Below are 21033 nucleotides of genomic sequence, written 5' to 3'. Positions count from 1 at the left end.
TTTACTTGTTTTATTTTAGCCAGACACCGATTGCCAACATGATTTAGACGAAGCATTCACGTTACAGCCGCCAGACGTTTTTTCTACCTGACACAGCTGGTATGATAAACATATTGGATTCGCACTATGTGGACATCTAGCTATATTTGCATCAATTTGAAAAACTTGCTGCAAATTATCACAGGTCATTACTTCCTCCGGTGTGCCATCAGTGACAATCTCTCCATCACGCATTGCAATTAAATAGTCGGAAAAACGGGAAGCATGATTTAAATCATGAAGAACCATAACGATCGTACGACCTTCTTCTTTATTAAGGCGATCCAATAACAATAAAATATCCAATTGATGTGCCAAATCTAAATAAGTAGTCGGTTCATCCAGCACAAGAATATCTGTCCCTTGCGCCAATGCCATGGCAATCCATACCCGCTGTCGCTGACCTCCGGATAAAGCACTGATTGTCCGATTCTGGAATTCTGTTAACCCTGTCACTTCCATTGCCCAGTTAATATAGTCATAATCTTCCTTCCTTAAAGAGCCCATTCCTTTTTTATACGGAAAACGTCCATAAGAAATTAATTCATATACTGTCAGTCCACCAGGTGCTTCCGCTGTTTGAGGCAAGATTGCCATACGTTTTGCAATCTCTTTTGTATCGACCTTGTGAATCTCTTCACCTTCTAAAAACACTGCACCCTGTTTTACATTTAAAATACGTACAATCGTTTTTATTACCGTTGACTTTCCACAGCCATTCGGACCGATAATCGTAGTTATTTTATTAGACGGTATCGAAATACTGAGGTTCTTGATGATTAATTCATTTACATAGCCAACATCAATGTCATTCACTTCAATCGCTTTCATTGATTCGCCTCCTCTCTTGATATAGATAATCTTTTACATACGATAATGATAATGATAATGATAATGATAATAATAATCTTTATAATTGATAACGATTATCATTATCAATTATAAAGATGAGATTGTCAAGTTAATTTTTGAAAATAGAAAACGGCTGAGTTTATCTTCGAATAGCAAGATATATATGCTTATTCTTCGGTGCGAAAGTTGAGAGGGTAATAATAACAAAGCAATCGGCCTTACGTAACTTAATTCAATGACATTTCCACAATCAAACTATATTGACACTCTGTCAGTCATCTGTATATAATGTCTTCAAGGAGGTAGAAGAATTGAGAGATGTGAAATTGCCTGAAGTCCGAAAAGCAGAAATTTTAGATGCTTCAATGAAATTATTTACTGAAAAAGGCTACCTGCAGACAACAACACAGGATATTATTAACCAGGTAGGCATTTCGCGCGGCCTGCTTTATTACCACTTTAAAAATAAAGAAGAAATTCTTTATATCTTGGTTGAAAAGTCTGTTAACCCGCTTATTGCCCAAATGAAAAAAATAGTTAATAATACGTCCTTAACCCCGACAGAGAAATTAAATCAGTTTTTACAGACAACAATTATTCAAGATGACGCGATTACAGAAGAAAATGTCACCCTGCAGGAAACCGTTCAGCTTGAGGAAAACAGATATATGATGGATCGTTTTTATCATAAGTTTATTGAAAAACTGCTGCCTTTATTTACAAAAATTTTAGAAGAAGGAAAAGCACAAAACGTTTTTCAAATAGATTACCCTTATGAGACTGCTCATTTTCTAGTAACCAGCTATGTTTTTGTTTCTAATGACCTTAAACTGAAGCAATTGAATATGGAGGAAATGAAGACCTATTTACAAGCTTTTAAAGAGATATTGTCTAAGTCTCTGGGAATTGAAAAATCCATTTTAGATTCGTAACCAATGTATGCTACTTCATTGGTTATTTTCAACAATTTAACTGACACTTTGTCAATAGGAGGGAATTTATGTTAAAAGTAAACCATGTTTCCAAAAGGTATGAAGACGGAACAAATGCAATTACGGATATCAATCTCCATATACAAAGCGGTGATATTTACGGTTTTATCGGATCTAATGGAGCTGGTAAATCCACCATGATCAAATCAATTGTCGGTATTCATCCATTTAATGAAGGTGAAATTTGGATTGATGGTTATTCCATGAGAACGGATCCAGTTCGATGCAAAAAAAGAATCGCATTTATCCCTGATAATCCTGATATCTATGAGCATTTGACCGGGTTACAGTATATTCATTTTCTCGCAGATATTTTCGAGGTTCCTTTCGCCAAAAGAAAAGTATCAATTGAAAAATACAGTACCATTTTTGAAATGACAAACAAGCTGCATAACAGCATTGCTTCTTACTCTCATGGGATGAAACAACGGATTGCTATCATTGCTGCTCTCGTTCATCAACCAGCATTATTCATTTTAGATGAGCCATTTGTCGGTTTAGATCCAACTGCTTCCTTTGAGTTAAAAAGAGTGATGAGCGAACACGCTGAAAATGGCGGGGCGATATTCTTTTCAACTCATGTACTAGAAGTTGCCCAAAAGTTATGTAATAAAGTAGCCATTATTCATAAAGGAAAGCTTGTGAAAAATGGATGTATGGACGAAATTGCAGGATCGAAAAGTTTAGAAGAAATATTTATGGAGGTCCGTAATGACACATAAATTATGGATACTATTCAAAAATGACCTTACAAGCAGTATACCCTTCCATCAATTATTCCGCTCTGGAAAACAAAGTAATGGAGCTAAAGTAACTGCTATTGTACTGCTTTTCATGGGAATCTTTTTGCTTTCCTATAATATATTGACAGCAAAAACATTGACAGGTCTGAATCAAGCAAATTTGATACCGTCCTATATGCTCTCCGTTTCCAGTATCATGATGCTATTTTTATCACTTTTACGAGCAAATGGTACTATTTTTGACAGCAGCGATTTTGAACAGCTATCCACTTATCCTATCAGTGACAAAGAAATTTTCATCAGCAAGCTGCTGCATTTATATCTTTTCAATTTACTGATCAGTCTGCTTTTCAGCCTGCCTGCATTAATCGTTTGGGCGCCGAATACTGCAGCATCGTCCGTTTTAATTGTGTTGTTTTGTATCACTGCTTTGATTACACCGGTTATTCCCATATGTATTGGTGTAATTTTGGGAAGCCTGGTTTATCGTTTTGCCGCTTATTTTCAGCAAATGAATCTGATTGCAGTTTTTTTATCACTTATTTTATTGAGTGTGTGCAGCTATTTTATGATAATGGCTACTAAACAGCCAGACGATGTGCAAGATATCGGAACTGCTTTATACAGCCAAATGACAAGCATGTATGCACCATCCGTATTATTGCAATTTGACAGTGCAGCATCTATCTTTCCTATTCTGACTTTTGTGATTATCAGCTGCTTATTACTTATGCTGCTTATTTATATTGGCAGTAAATACTATCGAAAATTAAACTTACGGCTGCTTGCCATCAAAACAAGAAATAATATAAAACAGCAGACGATTAAGCAGCGGAGTATTTTCTTTGCATTATGGAAAAAGGAAATGACTACTTTATTCAGTTCCTATAACTACTTGTTGAATTCGATTCTTGGTACAGTGTTGTTAATCTTTCTCAGTACAGCGTTCCTTCTATTTGGACCAGAAAAGCTGACAACGGTTATCCCGATGTCCATTTCTATTGAGACAATGACAAATGCTTTTCCCTTATTTATCGCAGCCATGCTTCTGATAAGTAATCCAGCAACTGCTGCTCTATCGATGGAAGGTAATAAAATCTGGATTTTAAAAACATTACCCATTGAACAAAAAAGTATCGTTCATGCTAAATTAGCCTGTACTTTCTCCCTGCATTTTATTGGTTTTTCCATTAGTATGGTTGCTTTTGTTCTCCGACTTTCTCCAAATTTGGAACAGCTGATATGGGCTATATTTATCCCTTTAAGTTATTCCGCTTTTATCAGTACATTCGGTTTAATGCTAAATTTTTTCTATCCATATTTCAGCTGGAAAAACGATATGTATATCGTTAAACAAAGTCCGCCTGTTTTAATTTCAGCTCTTACTGGAATGATAACAGTATTTGTGCCACTAGCCCTTATTTTCTTTCAGGTTATCCCATTATTTTTGATTTATTTGATTCTATTCATTCTATTAATCGGTTTAGCGGTAATTTTTTATCAATGGGCCTGCACGATAAAATTCATATAAAGGAGAAAGATAATGAAAAAAGATATCAAGATATTCTTTATCATGCTGGTGATTTTATTCGTTATTATTTTGTTCTTGCCAGCCTCGATTCCGATTCATTTTAATTGGCGGGGAGAAGCAGATATTATTGTGGATAAATATTTTCTTTTGATTGGAGTTTGCATTCCTTACTCTGTTTACTGGCAGTTTTTTAGAAATAAAAGAGATTAATATCTTTAGAATGAAAGCGAAACAAGCAGAATGCCTGTTTCGCTCCTTATTTATTTATCCCCTGTCCCTGATGAACCAAGACCTTGCAGCAGATACTTCTGTGCTAGAATATAAACAATGATAAGCGGAATGGTAGAAATCGTTAAAATCGCCATGATTTGATTTGTAAAAACAGGTTCGGTGACATTAATATTTGTGATTGCTACCTGCAGCGGATGCTTGCTTGTATCTGTAAGTATCATAAGCGGCCACAGATAGTCATTCCAGCTGGCAATAAATGATAGCGTGCCAACAGTAGCAATAGCTGGTTTAGACATTGGCATCATAATCTTCCAAAAGATAGTCCAATTATTTGCTCCCTCCAGCCGCGCTGATTCAAGAATCGAATCCGGAACAGCCATGAAGAAATTACGAAATAAATAAATGAAAAATACATTGGCCATCATCGGCAGCACCACAGCAAGCCGTGTATCCACAAGTCCCAAGTGATGAATGACTGTGAATTGAGAAATGATCATCGTTTCCATAGGAACAATCAATAAAGCCAGCAGTAAACTGAAAAAGAGATACTTCCCCTTAAACTTGAACTTTGAAAATGCAAATCCGGCCATGGCATTTACAACGATGGAACCAACTGTAATAACAGCAGCGTACAGCAAACTATTGAACATATAACCGACGATGTTGAACCGAGAAAATAATTCACGATATGGTTCAAGCCATTCACTTGGCTGAAATGAAGGAAGCAACGACCGAATACTGGTTAGATCCTCGTAGATGGAAGCTTCTGGTTTCAATGAGGAAGCAAACATCCATAGTAAAGGGAAAATAAATAGAAAAGCCAGCAGTATCAATAAAATATACTCCATTATTACCTTCCATTTTTGCTTTCTTAGCATCTAGACTTCCTCCTCTTTCGTAAGTTTACGCTGTGTAAACGAAACAACAGCTATCAGCAACCCGAATACAACCGTGATGGCACTTGCGTACCCGACAAAACGATCCGTGAAGCCTGTTTGGTATATATAGTAGAGAGGCGTCATCGTTGCATTTAACGGACCTCCCTGCGTCATAACCATTGGCTGAATAATTAACTTGAACGCCCCGATTAACGTTGTAAAAAGAATAAGCGTCGATGTTGGTTTGAGCAAAGGCAGCGTAATATGGATAAGGTTCTGCCATTTGTTCGCACCATCAATCTTGGAAGCTTCATACACCTCAGTCGAAATATTTTGCAGACCAGCAAGGAAAATAAGCATTTGATAGCCAGCGCCTTGCCAGGCTGAAACAAAAACAATCGCAAACATGGCCTGGTTCGGACTTGTCAAAAAGGGCTGAGGATTGATTCCTACTGCCTGCAGCGCCGAATTAATCAAACCATCGGACGGATTCAGTAAGTATAACCATAGTACAGAAATGACCACTAGTGACATCACAACTGGAGAAAAGAATGCAATTTTTATGAAAATATTCCCTTTACGATTCTTGTTAATGATTAATGCCAAGCCGAGCGCAGTGCCGACCTGAAGCGGAATGATACAAATAACAAACAGGCCGATATTTTTCAGACTTTCCATGAAGACTGGGTCACTTGTCAGTTGCGTGAAATTATCCAACCCGACAAAACTCCTGTCACCTGGCGTAAGCATATAGTAGTCCGTAAAAGCATAATAGATAGTTAATAACACGGGCAAGAATAAAAACAAACCCAACAATATAATAGCCGGCAGCAGAAAATAATAGGGCTGCATATTGGTAGTCAGTCGTTTCATAGGTACACCTCCACATATAATATAAGATTAGCTTTATCTTCTATCGATTGATGTTTGCATTTCCTGAGCGCGTTCATCCAGCAATTCCTGAAGTTCCTGCTCACCTTCATAGTATTCCAGCCCGCCAATCGTTTGTTGAAAGGCTCTGCTCACTTGCGGATAGGCTGGCAAGACAGGTCTTGCGCGACCGGACTTCTGATTTTGTTCAATAAGTACATTCATTTGTTCTGAAACCTCATCTTGAATCATATCGGTTGAGGACTGCCGAGAAGGAAGAACCCCGTTCCCTAAACTGACATCCGCAATCGCCTCTGTGGAAGTGAGATACTGAACCAAAGCGCCGGCACCTTCTTCATTTTCTGTTGTTCCAGAAATCCCATACTGCCAAGTTCCTGTCGGAGAAACAAGTTCATTTGTATCCGGTGAGACAGGGTAAGGCATAATGCCGTATTCAATATCGGGATAACTGCTCTGCAGTTCTTGAATCGTCCATGACCCGCTCATCAGCATAGGATATTGTCCCGTTTGAAAGGCATATTCCGTCGGCGATATGGTCGTATAGCCGTTTTGTAGCAATCTTTGAATAAACTGAAGGGTCTCAAGCGACTTTTGCTCATTAAATACGCCAACAGCTTGTTCTCCATTTTCCGAAACAACATCCCCGCCGTGTGACCATAAAAAAGGAGTAAACGCATACATCATCCACTCACTATTATCGTCCAGCATCATATCAATGGCCGGACCATCAAACTCTTCGGACAGTGTCTTTGCAACTTCGGTAAATTCATCCCAATCCCACGGATCATCTACCGTAGCCACATCTTCCGGATCAAGGCCGGCTTGTTCAAACATTTCTTTGTTATAATAAATTCCTACACCTGATTCGGAATAACCAATCGCATACAATTGATCTTCGTATGTTCCTTGTTCAATAACACTTGGATAGAAATCTTTCTTATCCTCAATGTACTCATCAAGAGGAGCAATAATCTCCGCTTCTGCATAGGCAGCCGTATTCGGTCCATCCAACGTAAGGACATCTGGCAGCGTATCGGTCGAAACGGCCGCATTGACCTTATCTTCATAACCAGCACCACCGCCGCCGCGCGGAATAAATTCAATTACCGCTCTATATTCTCCCGCATATGCTTTATTAAACTCGTCTACCGTATTTTGCAGGACTTCCCCCTCGGGATCCTCAGCGGACACATGTACCCACATAACTATTTCATCTTCTGCAACTTCAGAATCGCTATCATCGCTCGTGCAAGCAGCTAATATAAATGCTAAAAGTAATAGTGCAACCAACCATACCTTTTTCAAAAGACCTTCCTCCCTTTTTGTGAAATCGTTTTCTAAGAGTGTACACTATCTTTTTCATTTATGTCAAGCGGTTGACATAAATGAAACATCACTTTTCTGTTTTTTATACTCCTTCGAATATGCACCGATTTATTTTTTACAATCAAATCTCTGTATTTTCAATGAAGTACATCAACATTATGTTCATTTTGCGATATCAAGGAATATATGCTTATTTAAGTATACGAAAATGGAATTATAAGACTCTTATTTCACACGAAAAAAGTCTGTTCCATTTCATTTCAAAAATAGAACAGACCTTTTTTGTCACTATGCTTTTTCATTTGCAGTATTATTATCAGGAGATGTAAAACTCTCTTCATTTGCCTGCTTTTTATAATAACGACGTTCCAATTTCTTACTTCGGAATGTTTTCTGCCCCGGATGATGCGCTTCTGCAAAGCTGCCTCCGGTAACGTCCTTCACCGTATGCACAACCGTAAACGCATTTTCATCAATACTGCTGACCAGCTTTTTCAAATAAAATAATCTTTGTTTGGGAATAGCAACATAGATTAAGTTTTCCTCGACACCTTCTGCATTTTTCTCTGCTTTTAATACGGTAGTGTGTGTCCCCAGACTGGTCTGTATCGCATGCTCGACTTCTTTTGTTTTATTAGAAAAAATATGCACAACTCTTTTCGCTTCAAAGCCTTCTAAGACATAATCGGTTACCCGTTTTCCAATAAACAGGGCAAGCACTGTGTACATCGTATACATTGGGCCAATGATAAAAATACCGGCAACAACGACAGAAGCATCCAAAACAAAGTTGGTTCCTGTTAATTCCCAGCCGAATTTATAATTTAACATCCGGGCAATCGTTGATGTTCCCCCTGTTGTACTTCCTGAACGGAAAATCAATCCAAAACCAACGCCAGTAAATACACCTGCAAAAACAGCTGCCAAAAGCGGATCTGGGATACCGGTAGCGATATCCTCTAAAAGGTATATGAAAAAGGAAAATAATGGTATGGTTACGATGGATTTGATAATCATATCTTTGGGCAGATAACGATAGCCTACCAGAAGAGTAATTGCATTCAGAATAAACGTAGTTAATGCCGGGGAGATATTTGTTTCATGATAGATAAGCAGGGTTAACCCTGGCACACCACCTTCCGCTAAGGAATTCGGCATTGCAAAAATGGCTACAGAAGCGGCAAAGAAAAAGGTGCCGGCAATTAAAAATACATAGTTCTTCATACAATATTCCTCCTATTCGTATTTTGTTGTGTGAAGATAAAGGGAAGCTGTTATATTATTTCATCCTCCAAAAAAGGAATACTATCCCAAAAAGCATTTTATTCGTTCAAGTAGTTATACCGGAAAACAAATAAACCACCCGAAAAAATCTTTCCCTAAACGAATTAGGAAAAGATTTTTAGAAACAGTGATGTGCAGCAAGCATTTATGAATCATAAACAGACTCACGGCAGCATCGCTTTTTGCTTGAGGATTATTTATCTTATACTGGTTACTTTACCGTACTTAACACTTATTTTCAACAGGCAAATGCAGTTATTTCGTTTGCTTATCTATTTGTAAAGGAAGGAAAGTTTTCACAAAAAAGAAGGAGAACGCTGTTCATCCTGTTCTCCTCCTCCAAAATACAGCATTATTCTTCTACATTCACCAGCATTCTGCCTAGATGGTCGCTTTCTAATACAGCTGGCAGCAACTCCGGCAATGCATCCAATCCTGCTTCCTTATACACGAATTCTTCCAAGTTATCTAGTTTCAAATCAGATGCTAAACGTTCCCAAATGTGTTTCCTTTCTTCCATTGGACAATATACCGAATCAACTCCAAGAAGAGAAACACCGCGTAAAATAAACGGTAAAACAGATGCGGGCAGATTAACACCAGCTGCCATGCCGCTGACCGCGACACTGCCTTGATACTGCATTTGTGCCAATAAAGCAGCCAGGGGCTCTCCGCCTGCTGCATCAACGGCTCCTGCCCATTTTTGCTTATCCATCTGTTTCAACTTCCCGTTGTAAACTTCATTTCTGTCAATCACTTCTGCAGCTCCTAATTGCTGGAGATAGGCTGCTTCATTCGTTTTTCCTGTACTGGCTACAACTTGGTACCCTTTCTTTTTCAAGAGGGAAATAGCAATACTTCCCACTCCTCCAGTTGCTCCGGTAACGAGCACAGGTCCATTTTCCGGTTTTAGTCCATTCTCTTCCAAACGCTGTACAGATAAAGCTGCTGTAAAGCCGGCAGTTCCCAGTATCATGCTTTCTTTTAAGGTCAACCCTTCTGGCAAAGGTACAACCCATTCTGCAGGTACACGGGCATATTCACTATAGCCGCCGAAATGAGAAACGCCTAATTCATAGCTGGTGACAATTACCTCATCACCTGCCCGATAACGATTATCGCTCGAATCAACCACCTCTCCGGCTAAATCAATTCCCGGAATAAACGGATATTCCTTTACAATATTTCCATCTGGATGAGCGGCAAGGCCGTCTTTATAGTTGATTCCGCTATACTTTACATCAATTAAAACATCGCCCTCAGGTAAATCGGAAGGTTCGATTTCTTTTACATGCAAATTTAAGTTTTCATTTTCTTTTTCTGCAACGAGTGCTTTAAATGTGTTTGCCATAATATAACCTCCATCACAAGTATTTTTATGGATTATTCCCTTTATTTAGATGCCTCAATCATATATAAGTTATTTTTTGTCTTTACAGCCGCATCTGCTTTTCACGCCCCCTATCGAAGAACATCATTACATTTGCTGCTCCAGTTTTCTTATTTTTTCTTCCAGCAATGCAGTTCTTTCATCCAAACGCTTCACATCAATCAACTGCTGCACTTTCTGCTCCAGCTGATCGATTTTTGTTTCTAACCTGTTGATGCTGTCTGTTTCATATGAAAATGATTCCAAACGGCTGTTGGCAAAAATAGAATCCGCGTCTTTTCCCGCTACTGCAAAGCTGATAATATAATCTTCTCCCGTTACTTCTTTTACCATATCACCAATTAATTCACTATATTGAGACTCCAGCCAATCCATTGTAAATGCATTGGCTGCTAATACAGTTAATTCATCTTCATTCCATTCTACTGTCGTATTTTTCAACCATGTGTCAAAGCTGGGTTTTGATAATTGCCAGCTTAGTTTTTCCAATACATTTTGCCATGTATCCATGCTTTCATCCTCCCCCTAGATAATTAAAATAAGACAACTTCTCGCTTTTCACCATGCTGTTCATAATAGAACTCTGACATTTTCTCATCTACAAATACCTTATACATTTCCAAAAAATCAGGAGCTAATGGGTAATCTGACAATGTATTTTTTTCAATCCAAAATACCTCTCCCTCCTCCGAACTTTTTAATTCCCCAGAAAAAGATTTGGTTTTATAAAGAAATACGACATACCTTTCCTCTTGGTTCGTCTGGAATTGCTTCGTTCCGCACAGCACAGGTTGTGTGATATGTAAGCCTGTCTCTTCCATTACTTCCCTTACTACTGCATCATGGAAGGATTCCCCTTTTTCGATATGTCCCCCGGGAAAAGTGACCCCCGTCCAGTTTTTATTTTGTCTGTTTTGCACTAAAATCTGTCCCTGTCCATTTTCAATCATACACATATTGGTAAAAATGGCGGGTTCCGAACGCCCCATGCTGACTTCCCCCTTTATTTCATCTATTTTTTCTTACTATATAAGTTGAATTATTAAATCTATCTTTTCAATTTATCTAACATCATCAATCATTAATTTTATGGTTAAATGGTGTAATCAGCGGAGGAAAAACATGGAGACTCCTATGGGAACAGGGCGAGCTGAAGATCCACTTGAAAAGCGGTCTTCTTTTCAAGTTAGCTGAAGCCGTCCCCATGGAAAGCGTAGTGTTTTTCCGTAGCGGTTGCCAGAAAGCAAAATCTTTACTTCAACTTATATATATTAGTATATCATGCTACAAAAATCGTGAAAGGTTTATATGTAATATGCTACATTAGAATCACAAAGTAAAAGGAATGATGGAAAGAAGGTATAAAATGAAAATAGACATTCCGAAAATTGCTCCCGTATTAACAGAAAGAAGATTTAAGGATATTTTTTATGAAGAAGACCCTTTATTGGAAATGTGTGAAATTACGGGGGCCGAGTTTACTAATGAAGCAGTAGAACGTGTACATATTTATAATGCAGTCATCAAAAATTGCCAATTCAACCATACAGACTTTGAAAAAATGGAGCTGACAGATGTCCGGTTTGAAAATTGCGATTTGTCTAATGTGAACCTGAACAAAGCTTCGATTCATCGGGTCGAGTTCATTCATTGTAAATTGGTCGGCTGTGAATTTCCGGAATCATCTATCGGCAATGTCCTGTTTGAGGATTCAACATTAAATCTGGCTGCTTTCGGAAATGCCAAGCTCGAGAAAGTTATATTTAACGAATCCATCCTCACGAATGTTGATTTTTATCATTGTAAGTTTAAGAAAATCGAATTCAACCGCTGTGACTTAAATGAAACGAATTTTGAGCAGACTTCTTTGAAAGGAATCGATATCAGCACTTCCAGCTTTGAGACATTAGCTGTTTCTTTAGAGAGCTTAAACGGCTGTAAAGTTTCTTCTTATCAAGCCATTCAGTTTGCTTCTTTAATCGGACTTGTTGTTAAAGATTAGAAAGAAATCAAGTTCACTTGCTATATTATGTTTAATTATTCTATATTGTGGTATATTCATAATATAGTAATTCAATCGGAAAAGGGGTTTTAAAATGGCTAAACATGTAACTTTAGGTAAATCAGATGTTTCCGTGCATCCTATCGGATTAGGAACCAACGCTGTAGGAGGTCATAACATTTATCCGGATATGCTGGATGAAGAACAAGGAAAAGATGTTGTCCGCTCCGCACTGGATAATGGCATTAACATGCTGGATACAGCGTTTATATATGGACCGAAACGCTCGGAAGAATTAGTCGGGGAAGTTATTCAAGAATATAAACGTGAAGATATTGTGCTGGCAACAAAAGCCTCCCATAAATTTGTCGGAAATGATACACTAATGGACAATTCACCGACATTTTTAAAACAGTCCGTAGATGATGCTTTAAAACGTACGCAGACAGACTATATTGATTTGTTTTACATCCATTTTCCGGATGAGGCCACGCCAAAAGCAGAAGCTGTCGGTGCCTTAAAAGAATTAAAAGATCAAGGAAAAATCCGTTCCATCGGCGTTTCTAATTTTACGTCCGAACAATTAAAAGAAGCAAACCAAGATGGTTATGTAGACGTGCTGCAAGCAGAGTATAATTTATTAAACCGTGCCCCGGAAAATGATTATTTCCCTTATACAGCGGCAAATAATATTACATTTATTCCTTACTTCCCATTAGAATCCGGTTTATTAGCTGGTAAATATGATAAGAATACTACTTTTTCTGATTTACGGTCAGAAAAACCAAATTTCCAAGGCCAACAGTTCCTGGATAACTTGGAAAAAGTAGACCAAGTTAAAAAAATTGCTGATAAATATGGCGAAGAGGTTGCTCATATTGTGCTGGCTTGGTATTTCTCTCAACCCTCCGTTGATGTGATTATACCTGGTGCAAAACGTCCAGAACAAGTACTAAGCAACTTAAGAGCAGCAGAGATTTCATTATCTGAAGAAGATATTCAAAAAATCAGTGATATCTTTGCTTAATTATTGAAAGCTAAAAAAGCGCCCGCTTATTGTTTTTCCCATTTAACAATAAGCGGGCTTTTTAATTACAGATGTTTACTGACAAAACGGTTCATCCGCTTCGTTGCTTCCTGCAGATTTTCCATGGAAGTCGCATAGGAACAACGGATATGTCCCTCTCCCCCTGCGCCAAAGATATCCCCCGGCACAACGGCGACATGCTCTTCATATAATAATTTTTCTGCAAACTCTTCCGAAGTCAATCCAGTAGCTTTAATCGATGGAAATGCGTAAAATGCGCCTCCAGGCATGTGACATTCCAGTCCCATCTCTGTAAATGATTCTACAAAAAATCCGCGTCTCTGTTTATAGGACTGCTTCATTCTCTCTATATCATCCATCCCGCTCCGCAAAGCTTCCAGCGCTCCATACTGCGCCATTGTCGGTGCACACATTAAACTGTACTGATGCAGTTTCAGCATCGCCGCTAAAATATCCGGCGGTGCCATCACAAAGCCCAGACGCCAGCCTGTCATCGCAAAGGCCTTGGAGAATCCAGAAATTAAAATCGTTCTGTCTTTCATCCCGTCAAGCGCTGCAAAGCTGACATGCTTATGGTCATAGCTTAATTCTGCATAAATTTCATCAGAAAAGACAATCAAATCATGTTCTTCCGCCAAAACAGCGATTTCCTGCAAATCTTCTTTTAACATGACAGCGCCAGTAGGATTATTCGGAAAGCTGATCATTAATGCCTTCGTTTTATCTGTCACCGCAGCTCGAATCTGTGCCGCTGATACTTTAAAATCATCCTCAATTCTTGTCCCTACCGAAACCGGAACACCACCGGCCATCGATACAAGCGGCGCATAGGAAACAAATCCAGGTTCCACTATAATCACTTCATCCCCCGGATCCAAAATGGCACGGCAGCCAATATCAATCGCCTCACTTGCCCCGACAGTTACAAGCACCTCGGATTCCGGATCATACGCTACATCGAAACGCTGGTTCATATATTTTGTGATTTCCTGTCTTAATTCGAGTACACCTGCATTTGATGAATAGGCAGTGAACCCTCTTTCCATCGATGAAATACTGGCTTCCCGGATATTCCATGGTGTCGTGAAGTCAGGCTCTCCAACACCTAAAGAAATAATATTATCCATCGAAGAAGCTAAATCGAAAAATCGCCGGATACCGGACGGCTTAATATCCTGTATACGCGATGATAAGCGGTTTTTGGTTTTTACGCTGACTTGACTCATGGTGTCACCACAATTCTGCGATCCTCTTCGCCTTCTTCAAAAATAACTCCGTCATGTTTATACTTCTTCAATTGAAAATGTGTTGTTGTTGAAATCACAGAATCGATGGAGGAAAGTTTTTCCGAAACAAAACGGGCAATTTCCTGCATCGTTTTCCCTTCAATCACTACTTGCAGATCGTAAGCTCCGGACATAAGGTATAAAGCCTGTACTTCAGGAAAACGGTAAATTCGTTCCGCTACTTCATCAAAACCGACACCGCGTTTCGGGGTTACTTTTACATCAATCATCGCTGTTACCTGCTCAGATTGTGGCACCTTGCTCCAATCAACCACTGTGGAATAGTTTAAGATGATTTTCATTTGCTCCAATTTTTTTAAAATCGCTTGGACTTCTTCTTCACTGATATTTGTCATTTTCGCTAATGTATTGTAATCAATCCGTGCATCTTCTTCTATAATTCTCAAAATTTCTAATTCTTTCTCTGTCATTATTCTTTGACTCCTTTATCAATTCTGTTGCACACCCAATTTCTTGTTTGGATTATATTTCATCATAACATATTCGACAGGATAAATTCATTTTTGTCCTTCAAATATTTTAAATTCATATCATCTACGTACGGGATAATAAGGACAGCTGGTTTCCTGTGTATATGAAACTGATATCGACATAGACCGAGTCAATGAAATCCGAATTTATCCCTCTTTTTTTCGTAAAACCGACAAAACACGGTATCCATCCGATTGCATTCCGCTATATGCCCCCATCCAACCAGGATAGACGACGGGAATAATCGTGGATACAAATTGAAGAAGATTCATCCAAAACATACCTGTTATCAAGAAATGAATATATCCATTAAAAAGATGATAATGGAAAAAGATGAATAGAATAATGGTAAAAATAGCTGTTATTAACGTTCCTCCTAATGAAATCATCACACTTTGAAACGTAGTAATATATTTGGGATTACTTCGATAACAAATACCAGCTATTCCCCATTCAATATGGTAATGTATTCTTCCCAGTCGAAAGCTCTCTTTATTGGAATCCTTGAAATCCCCTAAATACACTTTTGCCACACCATTTTTAGCAGAACAAATAATGGCCAGGGCATGACCTGTTTCATGAATAAGTACCGTAAGCGGAAAACCTATGATATACAATAACAACAACATGAATATATTAATTACATCACTCCTCTATTTTACGATAATAGTATAATACTGTATTATCTTTTTACCATAATATCGGTTTATAGACAATATGATATATATTACCTAAAAAAGTTTAACAATGAAAAAAGATAGATTTCCTCACCCATTTCTTGACAGTACCCTGAAATAGTCCGGCATGCATTACGAAAAAAATATTCTGTCTAACCTATCTTTTAATATTTCAGCTATTTCAACCGTATTGAACATCTCACTAGCTGGTAACATTCCACCTTACCTTCTCCTCTGTTCAACAGCTGTATGGAAGAGAAATTACTTTTTAAAGTATATAAAAAATAGCCACCGGTAAATCTACCGATGGCTATCCATTACTTTTTATTTGATTTCATTAACAGCATAAAAATAATAATCAGGGTAAATGCAATTAATGCTAAAAATGGTATCGTCATAAAACCGAACCAATTAATATACTCCGCATCGCATGGTACACCGCCCACACACGGTTTTAGTGATGCAAATCCCGGTACTTTCTGCTCCAGATAATGATACAGTGAAATACACCAGCCAACAAAGGCAATCGGGAGCACATATTTTTTAATCGTAAATTCCTGTTTAAATGTTGCTACACCAAGAATAAAAGCCAATGGGTACATAGCAATCCGCTGATACCAGCATAATTCGCATGGTATGTATCCCTTTATTTCACTGAAATAAAGACTTCCCAAGGTTGCAACCAGTGAAACCAACCAGGCAAAATACATATAAAGCTGTCTTTTATCCAGATGCTGCATGTTATTCACCTAGCTCTTCATCGATAGCTTGTTGAATCGTCTCATAATCAAACGGATCCTCTATCATGACGTCATTTACCATAACACTCGGTGTTGAATCAACATTAAACTCATTTAACAGTTCTGTGTCCCTTTCTACTTCAGCCACAAGCGCGTTATCTTCGGCATTTTCCGTTAAAGCTTCTTCAATATCTTCTCTTAATGCTTCTGCATCAATTCCTTCAACACTCTCGGCAATCTCTTCCATTTTATCTACAGTTACCCACGCAATCTGCTGGTCCGTTTGTTCAGCAAAAAGGGCATGATGAAATTCCCAATACGCATCAGGATTCTGCGCATAAGCTGCCTCTGCAGCTAATGAGGCTAACTGTGATTCTTCTCCATGAAATGGTGTATTCACATATGAGAATTGCACATCTCCATTATCTATATAATCCTGTTCCAGCTGTGGATAAATACTTTCATCCCACACTTTACAACCAGGACATTTATAGTCTCCAAATTCAACGACAGTCACAGGAGCGTCCGCTTCTCCATTGATCGGCTGTCCTTCTGTCGAAGGTGTTTCATCAAACTCTGTTCCAAAAGATGTTGAATTCCGGTTTACCAGTACGACTAGCAAAACCAAAAGTACAACAACAATTAATGTTATCGTCACAATTACTTTTAACGGCGACTTTTTCATTTATCCATCTCTCCTATCTCTATGTAAAATATAACATAAAATGTTATTTTTCCCTGCTGAAGTTTACAGAAAGTAACTTCCTATTAAAAATTCAAATACAGTTTTAATATACATTATTTTTCCCATAAATGAAAACAGTATATACGATATTTCAAAAAATAGACTAAAATGTAGTCGTTAAAAAAATGATAGAAAAAGAGACTCGAACTACTTCTCTTTTTCTATCATTTTACTTCTCTACTTCCTAATAGGAACTTAAATTAAACTTCTCATAATAAGCTGCTTGATTTGCTTCCCATTTTTCTTTAGGTGCTTCAAATACAGAATTTCCATTTTGGTCATGTACCGTTACAGTTTGTTCTACATTATCTTCTGTAACTGCATAGGATTCATTTGGATTTACATCTACCTCTTCAATGTTTGAGCTGGCAACATCGCTTTCAGGTTGTTCTTCCTCTTGGGCATTAGCATCATTATTGTCAGATGCCGTTGACTCAGTCTCCGGCTCCGTTTCAGCCGCTTCGACATAATTTTGAATCTGATACCGTTCCGTGTCCGATAAATCATCCCATTGTTTGTAGCTGGTCATAAATGTTAATGCGAGAACAAGCAGTAAAATTGGCACGACACCGGTTATTAATTTTTTCACTTTACCTTCCTCCTGTTTTATTATTCATCATTTGATTCAGCTTGCCATATACCATTTCTTCTGTCATCTGCAGCACCAAAAATTGAGTTGGACTCATTATCAACTACAAGCGATTGAATTCCGCCGTAAAAATCATGATCTGTTTGTTGGTAGATTTCATAGCCGCGTGCTCGCAACTCTGCTTGAATTTCCGTATCCAACTCCGTTTCTGTGAAAATATCATTATCTTCAATATAAAATCTATCATCCTCAATTGCTTCCCCAAATGGTTCATCAAACAGCAAATACTTCACAAGCACTTGTGTCATTACCATCGGGATTCGTTTACCGCCTGGCGATCCTATACCGATGGTTCTATCTCCATTTGATAAAATCGTCGGGCTGGTGAAACTTCTCGGTGTTTTACCCGGCTCAATACTATTTAACGATTCGTCTCTTTGACTGAAATTCTCCATTTGGTTATTCATAAAGAATCCAGCTACATTATCACCGGAACCAAAGAAGTTCCCCAATGTATGTGTCGCTGATACCATTGTACCATCTTGATCGGTAATGACAAAATGTGTCGTATTATCGTGATCTTCCTCATCTGATATCGAATCGTTTACTTCATAATCCTCCGATAACTCATCCAGAGAAATCGTATCCGCCATCTGTTGTGTATACTCGGCGGAAGTAAGTTCGTCGGACGGAATAGCGTCCTCAAACATAGGGTCTCCTACACTGTCAATTCGGTCATCATAAGACCGCTTGGAAATTTCTCCAATCAGATGCATATAATCTCTTTGGTTATTCTCGGTTGATTGAATATTTAACTGCTCAGCCATTTGCAGCGATTGAATCAATGTAACTCCTGCCAATGGCGGCGGCGCAGAAAACACATCATAACCGGCAAATTCACCGTGTGCTGCTTCTTGTGTTCTTGTTGTAAAACTGCTCAAATCTTCTGGTTCCAAAGATGTTTCGTGTTCTAAAATCTGATCAGCAATCGGTCCGTTATAAAAAGCTTCCGCTCCGTCTTCTTGAATGAGACGTAAGGTATCAGCTAATTCAGGCTGTCTTAATGTATCATTTACTTCTAAGATGCCATTTTCAGAATCGCTTGGGAAAAATTCTTCCAATCCTGCCGTATCCATCCGATAAGAACCTCTGCCGAGCCGATCTACCAAATGGTTGTCCGCTTCAAAACCATCTTCTGCATAATCAATTGCCGGTTGGATCAACTCAGCCATGTCCATTGAACCTAAATCCTGATTTAATTGTTCCATGCCGTCTACCAGCCCGGGAACAGCAAAGGTTTCTGGTTCGGCGCCAGACTCTGGCGCTGTTTCACGGTACTCATAGACAGTAGGTTCATCCGCATTATCTGGATAAACTAACATCTCTCCACCGCCGCCAATACCTGATCCATATGGCTCTACAACGCCAAGTACATAGGAAACAACTACTGCCGCATCTGCTGCATTGCCTCCTGCTTCCAGTACATTCATCCCTGCTTCAACGGCTAATGGGTGAGAAGCACTCACACCATAACCTTCTGCAGTGTCGGTTGTATCTGATTCTTCGACACCATAATCGGTCGTTGTCGTGTCTGATTCAAACATTCCTTGCTGTGCATAAACAAATACCAGTCCTGCAACAACAACAACTCCCAATATGATCATAAGTTTTTTATTGCCCATTATCAGTACTCCTTCCCTCTAAAGCGTCAGAATGGTCCACTTCCAAAATTAATTTCCCATCTTCTTTTTCAAAATTCTCTTCCGGTTGATTATTCATTAATTGCATTTGAATCTTCATTTGATTGTATTTGTTTTCAGTTACATAAGGTTGAGATCCGTTTATACGCAACGGCGTGATTTCGAATCTGCCTGTCCCGTCATTTAACAAATCATATTGGACCATCGCACTGTCTTTCGTTCGGGACCAGCCCTGATCAAAAACAAAATTACCGAGTCCGTAAAAAATAACGCCATCCTTATATTTTTCTACTTCTTGTAATACGTGAGAGTGATGACCGATAATTGCATCCGCCCCAACATCAATCATTGCTTTGGCCAACTCGGTTTGTCTCGGGTGCGGCTGATTGTCATATTCCACGCCCCAGTGCATATTTACAAATACAAGGTCTGCGTTTTGATTTGCTTCCTCAATCATTGGAAATATATTATCCGGTAACGCTCGCGCAACACCTGGACGGTAACCTAATGCCGAGAACCCTTCAACAAGAGCGTCCGTATAACCAAGCGTTGCAATCGTCAAACCATTTACCTCTTGATAATCAACGGCTGTTGCCTCTTCTACGTTTTCCCCTGCACCAACATGATCTAAACCAGCATTATTCAATTCAGAAATGGTTTCATTCAATCCTTCTGCTCCATAGTCCATCATATGGTTGTTCGCCAAGTTGAGCATGGTAAAGTTCATTTCGCTTAAAGCGTGCGCCGCATCTGCGTCCGCATGCAGACGAATCATCTTGTCTATCGGCTCATAGTTATCTTCGTCCTGAAGTAAAATCGGATTTTCTAAATTACCAGATACATAATCTGCATTGTCAAAGAAAGGTTTTACTTTCTCAAAAGGATAAGTTGCTCCATATTTTTCTGTCACATCTTGCACATGCCTGCCGAACATAATATCGCCAACAAAGGCCGCGGTAAATTCCGAATCATCTCTTTCTTCCACCTCTGCTACATCCGAAGAAGAGAAGAATTGATAGCCAATGATGAAGAGTACAATAACAGCTAAACCGATGGCTACGTGTTTACCGGCAGTCTTTTTTTGACGTTTTCCCATCCGTAATATTTTTTCTTGGTATGTTAATTTTCTAGACATATAAACCCTTCCTAAATGATGTAATAGATGCTTAGAATAACGAAAGTGAGGGCCCCTAATAGAAGCGTGCTTCCGATTGTAATAATAGCTCCTTGTTTTTGTATCGTATTTGCTATAAGTCCGGGAACAATAACGCCAATCCCCCTAAATTCCAATATTTCAAACGGGAGCACCGGGTAGGTATAGTCGAGAATCAGTTTTAGCACAATTCCTACCGATAACATGGCCGCAAATTTTCTCCGTCCATAAAGCAGTACAATCCGTGACAGCCCGTATGTAACAATCACATAAGTTAGAAGACTAATACCAAAAATAACAGCAATAAAGATCGGCTGGTCAAAAACCAGTGCTAAATACCCCGGTACAACAAGTCCGGCTGGAACAATACCAGTCCTCTCTGAAAAAAGTAAACTTAGAATAACTCCAAGCACAAGTGCAATATATAAATCTGAGCCAAACATT

Annotated in this window: 23 protein-coding genes; 6 read left to right on the top strand and 17 right to left on the bottom strand. The window is 38.7% G+C overall.

Annotated features, from left to right (window positions below):
* Nucleotides 1–15: 15 nt before the first annotated feature.
* A complete protein-coding gene (locus tag ACFQ19_RS18785) occupies nucleotides 16–870 on the bottom strand; it encodes an ABC transporter ATP-binding protein (RefSeq protein WP_379594225.1) in 855 nt (284 codons plus the stop codon).
* Nucleotides 871–1211: 341 nt separating this feature from the next.
* Here ACFQ19_RS18785 and ACFQ19_RS18780 point away from each other — a divergent pair, with 341 nt between their 5' ends.
* From ACFQ19_RS18780 to ACFQ19_RS18765, 4 genes are all read left to right on the top strand, one after another.
* Entirely contained in the window at nucleotides 1212–1823 is a 612-nt protein-coding gene (locus tag ACFQ19_RS18780) for a TetR/AcrR family transcriptional regulator (RefSeq protein ID WP_379594236.1), read from the top strand.
* Nucleotides 1824–1891: 68 nt separating this feature from the next.
* The gene (locus tag ACFQ19_RS18775; RefSeq protein ID WP_379594224.1) at nucleotides 1892–2605 is read left to right on the top strand and encodes an ABC transporter ATP-binding protein; all 714 of its coding nucleotides are present in this window, start codon (nucleotides 1892–1894) and stop codon (nucleotides 2603–2605) included.
* Nucleotides 2595–4157 (top strand): hypothetical protein, encoded by a 1563-nt coding sequence (locus ACFQ19_RS18770; protein ID WP_379594223.1) that lies wholly within the window; start codon nucleotides 2595–2597, stop codon nucleotides 4155–4157. Before ACFQ19_RS18775 ends, ACFQ19_RS18770 begins: the two co-directional genes overlap by 11 nt.
* Nucleotides 4158–4169: 12 nt before the next feature.
* Nucleotides 4170–4367 (top strand): DUF1648 domain-containing protein, encoded by a 198-nt coding sequence (locus ACFQ19_RS18765; protein WP_379594222.1) that lies wholly within the window; start codon nucleotides 4170–4172, stop codon nucleotides 4365–4367.
* Nucleotides 4368–4417: 50 nt separating this feature from the next.
* On the opposite strand, the gene ACFQ19_RS18760 is transcribed toward ACFQ19_RS18765, so the two are convergent.
* The 7 genes from ACFQ19_RS18760 to ACFQ19_RS18730 form a co-directional block, all read right to left on the bottom strand.
* Nucleotides 4418–5266 (bottom strand): carbohydrate ABC transporter permease, encoded by an 849-nt coding sequence (locus ACFQ19_RS18760; RefSeq protein ID WP_379594221.1) that lies wholly within the window; start codon nucleotides 5264–5266, stop codon nucleotides 4418–4420.
* Entirely contained in the window at nucleotides 5267–6139 is an 873-nt protein-coding gene (locus ACFQ19_RS18755; RefSeq protein ID WP_379594220.1) for a carbohydrate ABC transporter permease, read from the bottom strand. It abuts the gene before it with no gap.
* A 33-nt stretch (nucleotides 6140–6172) separates the two neighbouring features.
* A complete protein-coding gene (locus ACFQ19_RS18750; RefSeq protein ID WP_379594219.1) occupies nucleotides 6173–7462 on the bottom strand; it encodes an ABC transporter substrate-binding protein in 1290 nt (429 codons plus the stop codon).
* Nucleotides 7463–7771: 309 nt separating this feature from the next.
* Nucleotides 7772–8707: a YitT family protein gene (locus tag ACFQ19_RS18745; RefSeq protein ID WP_379594218.1), complete on the bottom strand. Its 936-nt coding sequence runs from the start codon at nucleotides 8705–8707 to the stop codon at nucleotides 7772–7774.
* Nucleotides 8708–9119: 412 nt separating this feature from the next.
* The gene (locus ACFQ19_RS18740) at nucleotides 9120–10118 is read right to left on the bottom strand and encodes an acrylyl-CoA reductase family protein (protein ID WP_379594217.1); all 999 of its coding nucleotides are present in this window, start codon (nucleotides 10116–10118) and stop codon (nucleotides 9120–9122) included.
* Nucleotides 10119–10244: 126 nt separating this feature from the next.
* Nucleotides 10245–10667 (bottom strand): DnaA N-terminal domain-containing protein, encoded by a 423-nt coding sequence (locus ACFQ19_RS18735; protein ID WP_379594216.1) that lies wholly within the window; start codon nucleotides 10665–10667, stop codon nucleotides 10245–10247.
* A 23-nt stretch (nucleotides 10668–10690) separates the two neighbouring features.
* Nucleotides 10691–11146 (bottom strand): 8-oxo-dGTP diphosphatase, encoded by a 456-nt coding sequence (locus tag ACFQ19_RS18730; RefSeq protein ID WP_379594215.1) that lies wholly within the window; start codon nucleotides 11144–11146, stop codon nucleotides 10691–10693.
* Between the two features lie 377 nt (nucleotides 11147–11523).
* Here ACFQ19_RS18730 and ACFQ19_RS18725 point away from each other — a divergent pair, with 377 nt between their 5' ends.
* Together ACFQ19_RS18725 and ACFQ19_RS18720 are read left to right on the top strand one after the other, a co-directional pair.
* On the top strand, nucleotides 11524–12159 hold the full coding sequence (locus ACFQ19_RS18725) for a pentapeptide repeat-containing protein (RefSeq protein WP_379594214.1): 636 nt from the start codon (nucleotides 11524–11526) through the stop codon (nucleotides 12157–12159).
* A 94-nt stretch (nucleotides 12160–12253) separates the two neighbouring features.
* Nucleotides 12254–13186 carry an aldo/keto reductase gene (locus tag ACFQ19_RS18720; RefSeq protein ID WP_379594213.1) on the top strand — a complete coding sequence of 311 codons (933 nt, stop codon included), beginning with the start codon at nucleotides 12254–12256 and terminating at the stop codon, nucleotides 13184–13186.
* 65 nt (nucleotides 13187–13251) lie between these two features.
* On the opposite strand, the gene ACFQ19_RS18715 is transcribed toward ACFQ19_RS18720, so the two are convergent.
* From ACFQ19_RS18715 to pgsC, 9 genes are all read right to left on the bottom strand, one after another.
* A complete protein-coding gene (locus ACFQ19_RS18715; protein WP_379594212.1) occupies nucleotides 13252–14433 on the bottom strand; it encodes an aminotransferase in 1182 nt (393 codons plus the stop codon).
* Nucleotides 14430–14924: an Lrp/AsnC family transcriptional regulator gene (locus ACFQ19_RS18710; protein ID WP_379594211.1), complete on the bottom strand. Its 495-nt coding sequence runs from the start codon at nucleotides 14922–14924 to the stop codon at nucleotides 14430–14432. Before ACFQ19_RS18710 ends, ACFQ19_RS18715 begins: the two co-directional genes overlap by 4 nt.
* Nucleotides 14925–15131: 207 nt before the next feature.
* Entirely contained in the window at nucleotides 15132–15614 is a 483-nt protein-coding gene (locus ACFQ19_RS18705; RefSeq protein ID WP_379594210.1) for a hypothetical protein, read from the bottom strand.
* Between the two features lie 365 nt (nucleotides 15615–15979).
* Complete coding sequence (locus ACFQ19_RS18700) at nucleotides 15980–16402, bottom strand: disulfide oxidoreductase (protein ID WP_379594208.1); 423 nt, start codon at nucleotides 16400–16402, stop codon at nucleotides 15980–15982.
* Nucleotide 16403: 1 nt separating this feature from the next.
* Nucleotides 16404–17087, bottom strand: coding sequence for a DsbA family protein (locus ACFQ19_RS18695; RefSeq protein WP_379594207.1), 684 nt, complete (start codon nucleotides 17085–17087; stop codon nucleotides 16404–16406).
* 244 nt (nucleotides 17088–17331) lie between these two features.
* On the bottom strand, nucleotides 17332–17736 hold the full coding sequence (locus ACFQ19_RS18690) for a hypothetical protein (protein ID WP_379594206.1): 405 nt from the start codon (nucleotides 17734–17736) through the stop codon (nucleotides 17332–17334).
* A gap of 20 nt (nucleotides 17737–17756) precedes the next feature.
* On the bottom strand, nucleotides 17757–19418 hold the full coding sequence (locus ACFQ19_RS18685; protein WP_379594205.1) for a gamma-glutamyltransferase family protein: 1662 nt from the start codon (nucleotides 19416–19418) through the stop codon (nucleotides 17757–17759).
* Nucleotides 19408–20571: a CapA family protein gene (locus ACFQ19_RS18680; RefSeq protein WP_379594204.1), complete on the bottom strand. Its 1164-nt coding sequence runs from the start codon at nucleotides 20569–20571 to the stop codon at nucleotides 19408–19410. The genes ACFQ19_RS18685 and ACFQ19_RS18680 overlap by 11 nt, the downstream gene beginning before the upstream one ends.
* An 11-nt stretch (nucleotides 20572–20582) precedes the next feature.
* On the bottom strand, nucleotides 20583–21032 hold the full coding sequence (pgsC, locus tag ACFQ19_RS18675; protein WP_379594203.1) for a poly-gamma-glutamate biosynthesis protein PgsC: 450 nt from the start codon (nucleotides 21030–21032) through the stop codon (nucleotides 20583–20585).
* Nucleotide 21033: the final 1 nt, after the last annotated feature.

Origin of the sequence: Oceanobacillus locisalsi (assembly GCF_042675985.1) — a bacterium.
Taxonomy (GTDB): Bacteria; Bacillota; Bacilli; order Bacillales; family Amphibacillaceae; genus Oceanobacillus; species Oceanobacillus locisalsi.
Note: the sequence above shows the minus strand (reverse complement) of the source record. Positions and strands in the feature narration are given on the sequence as shown.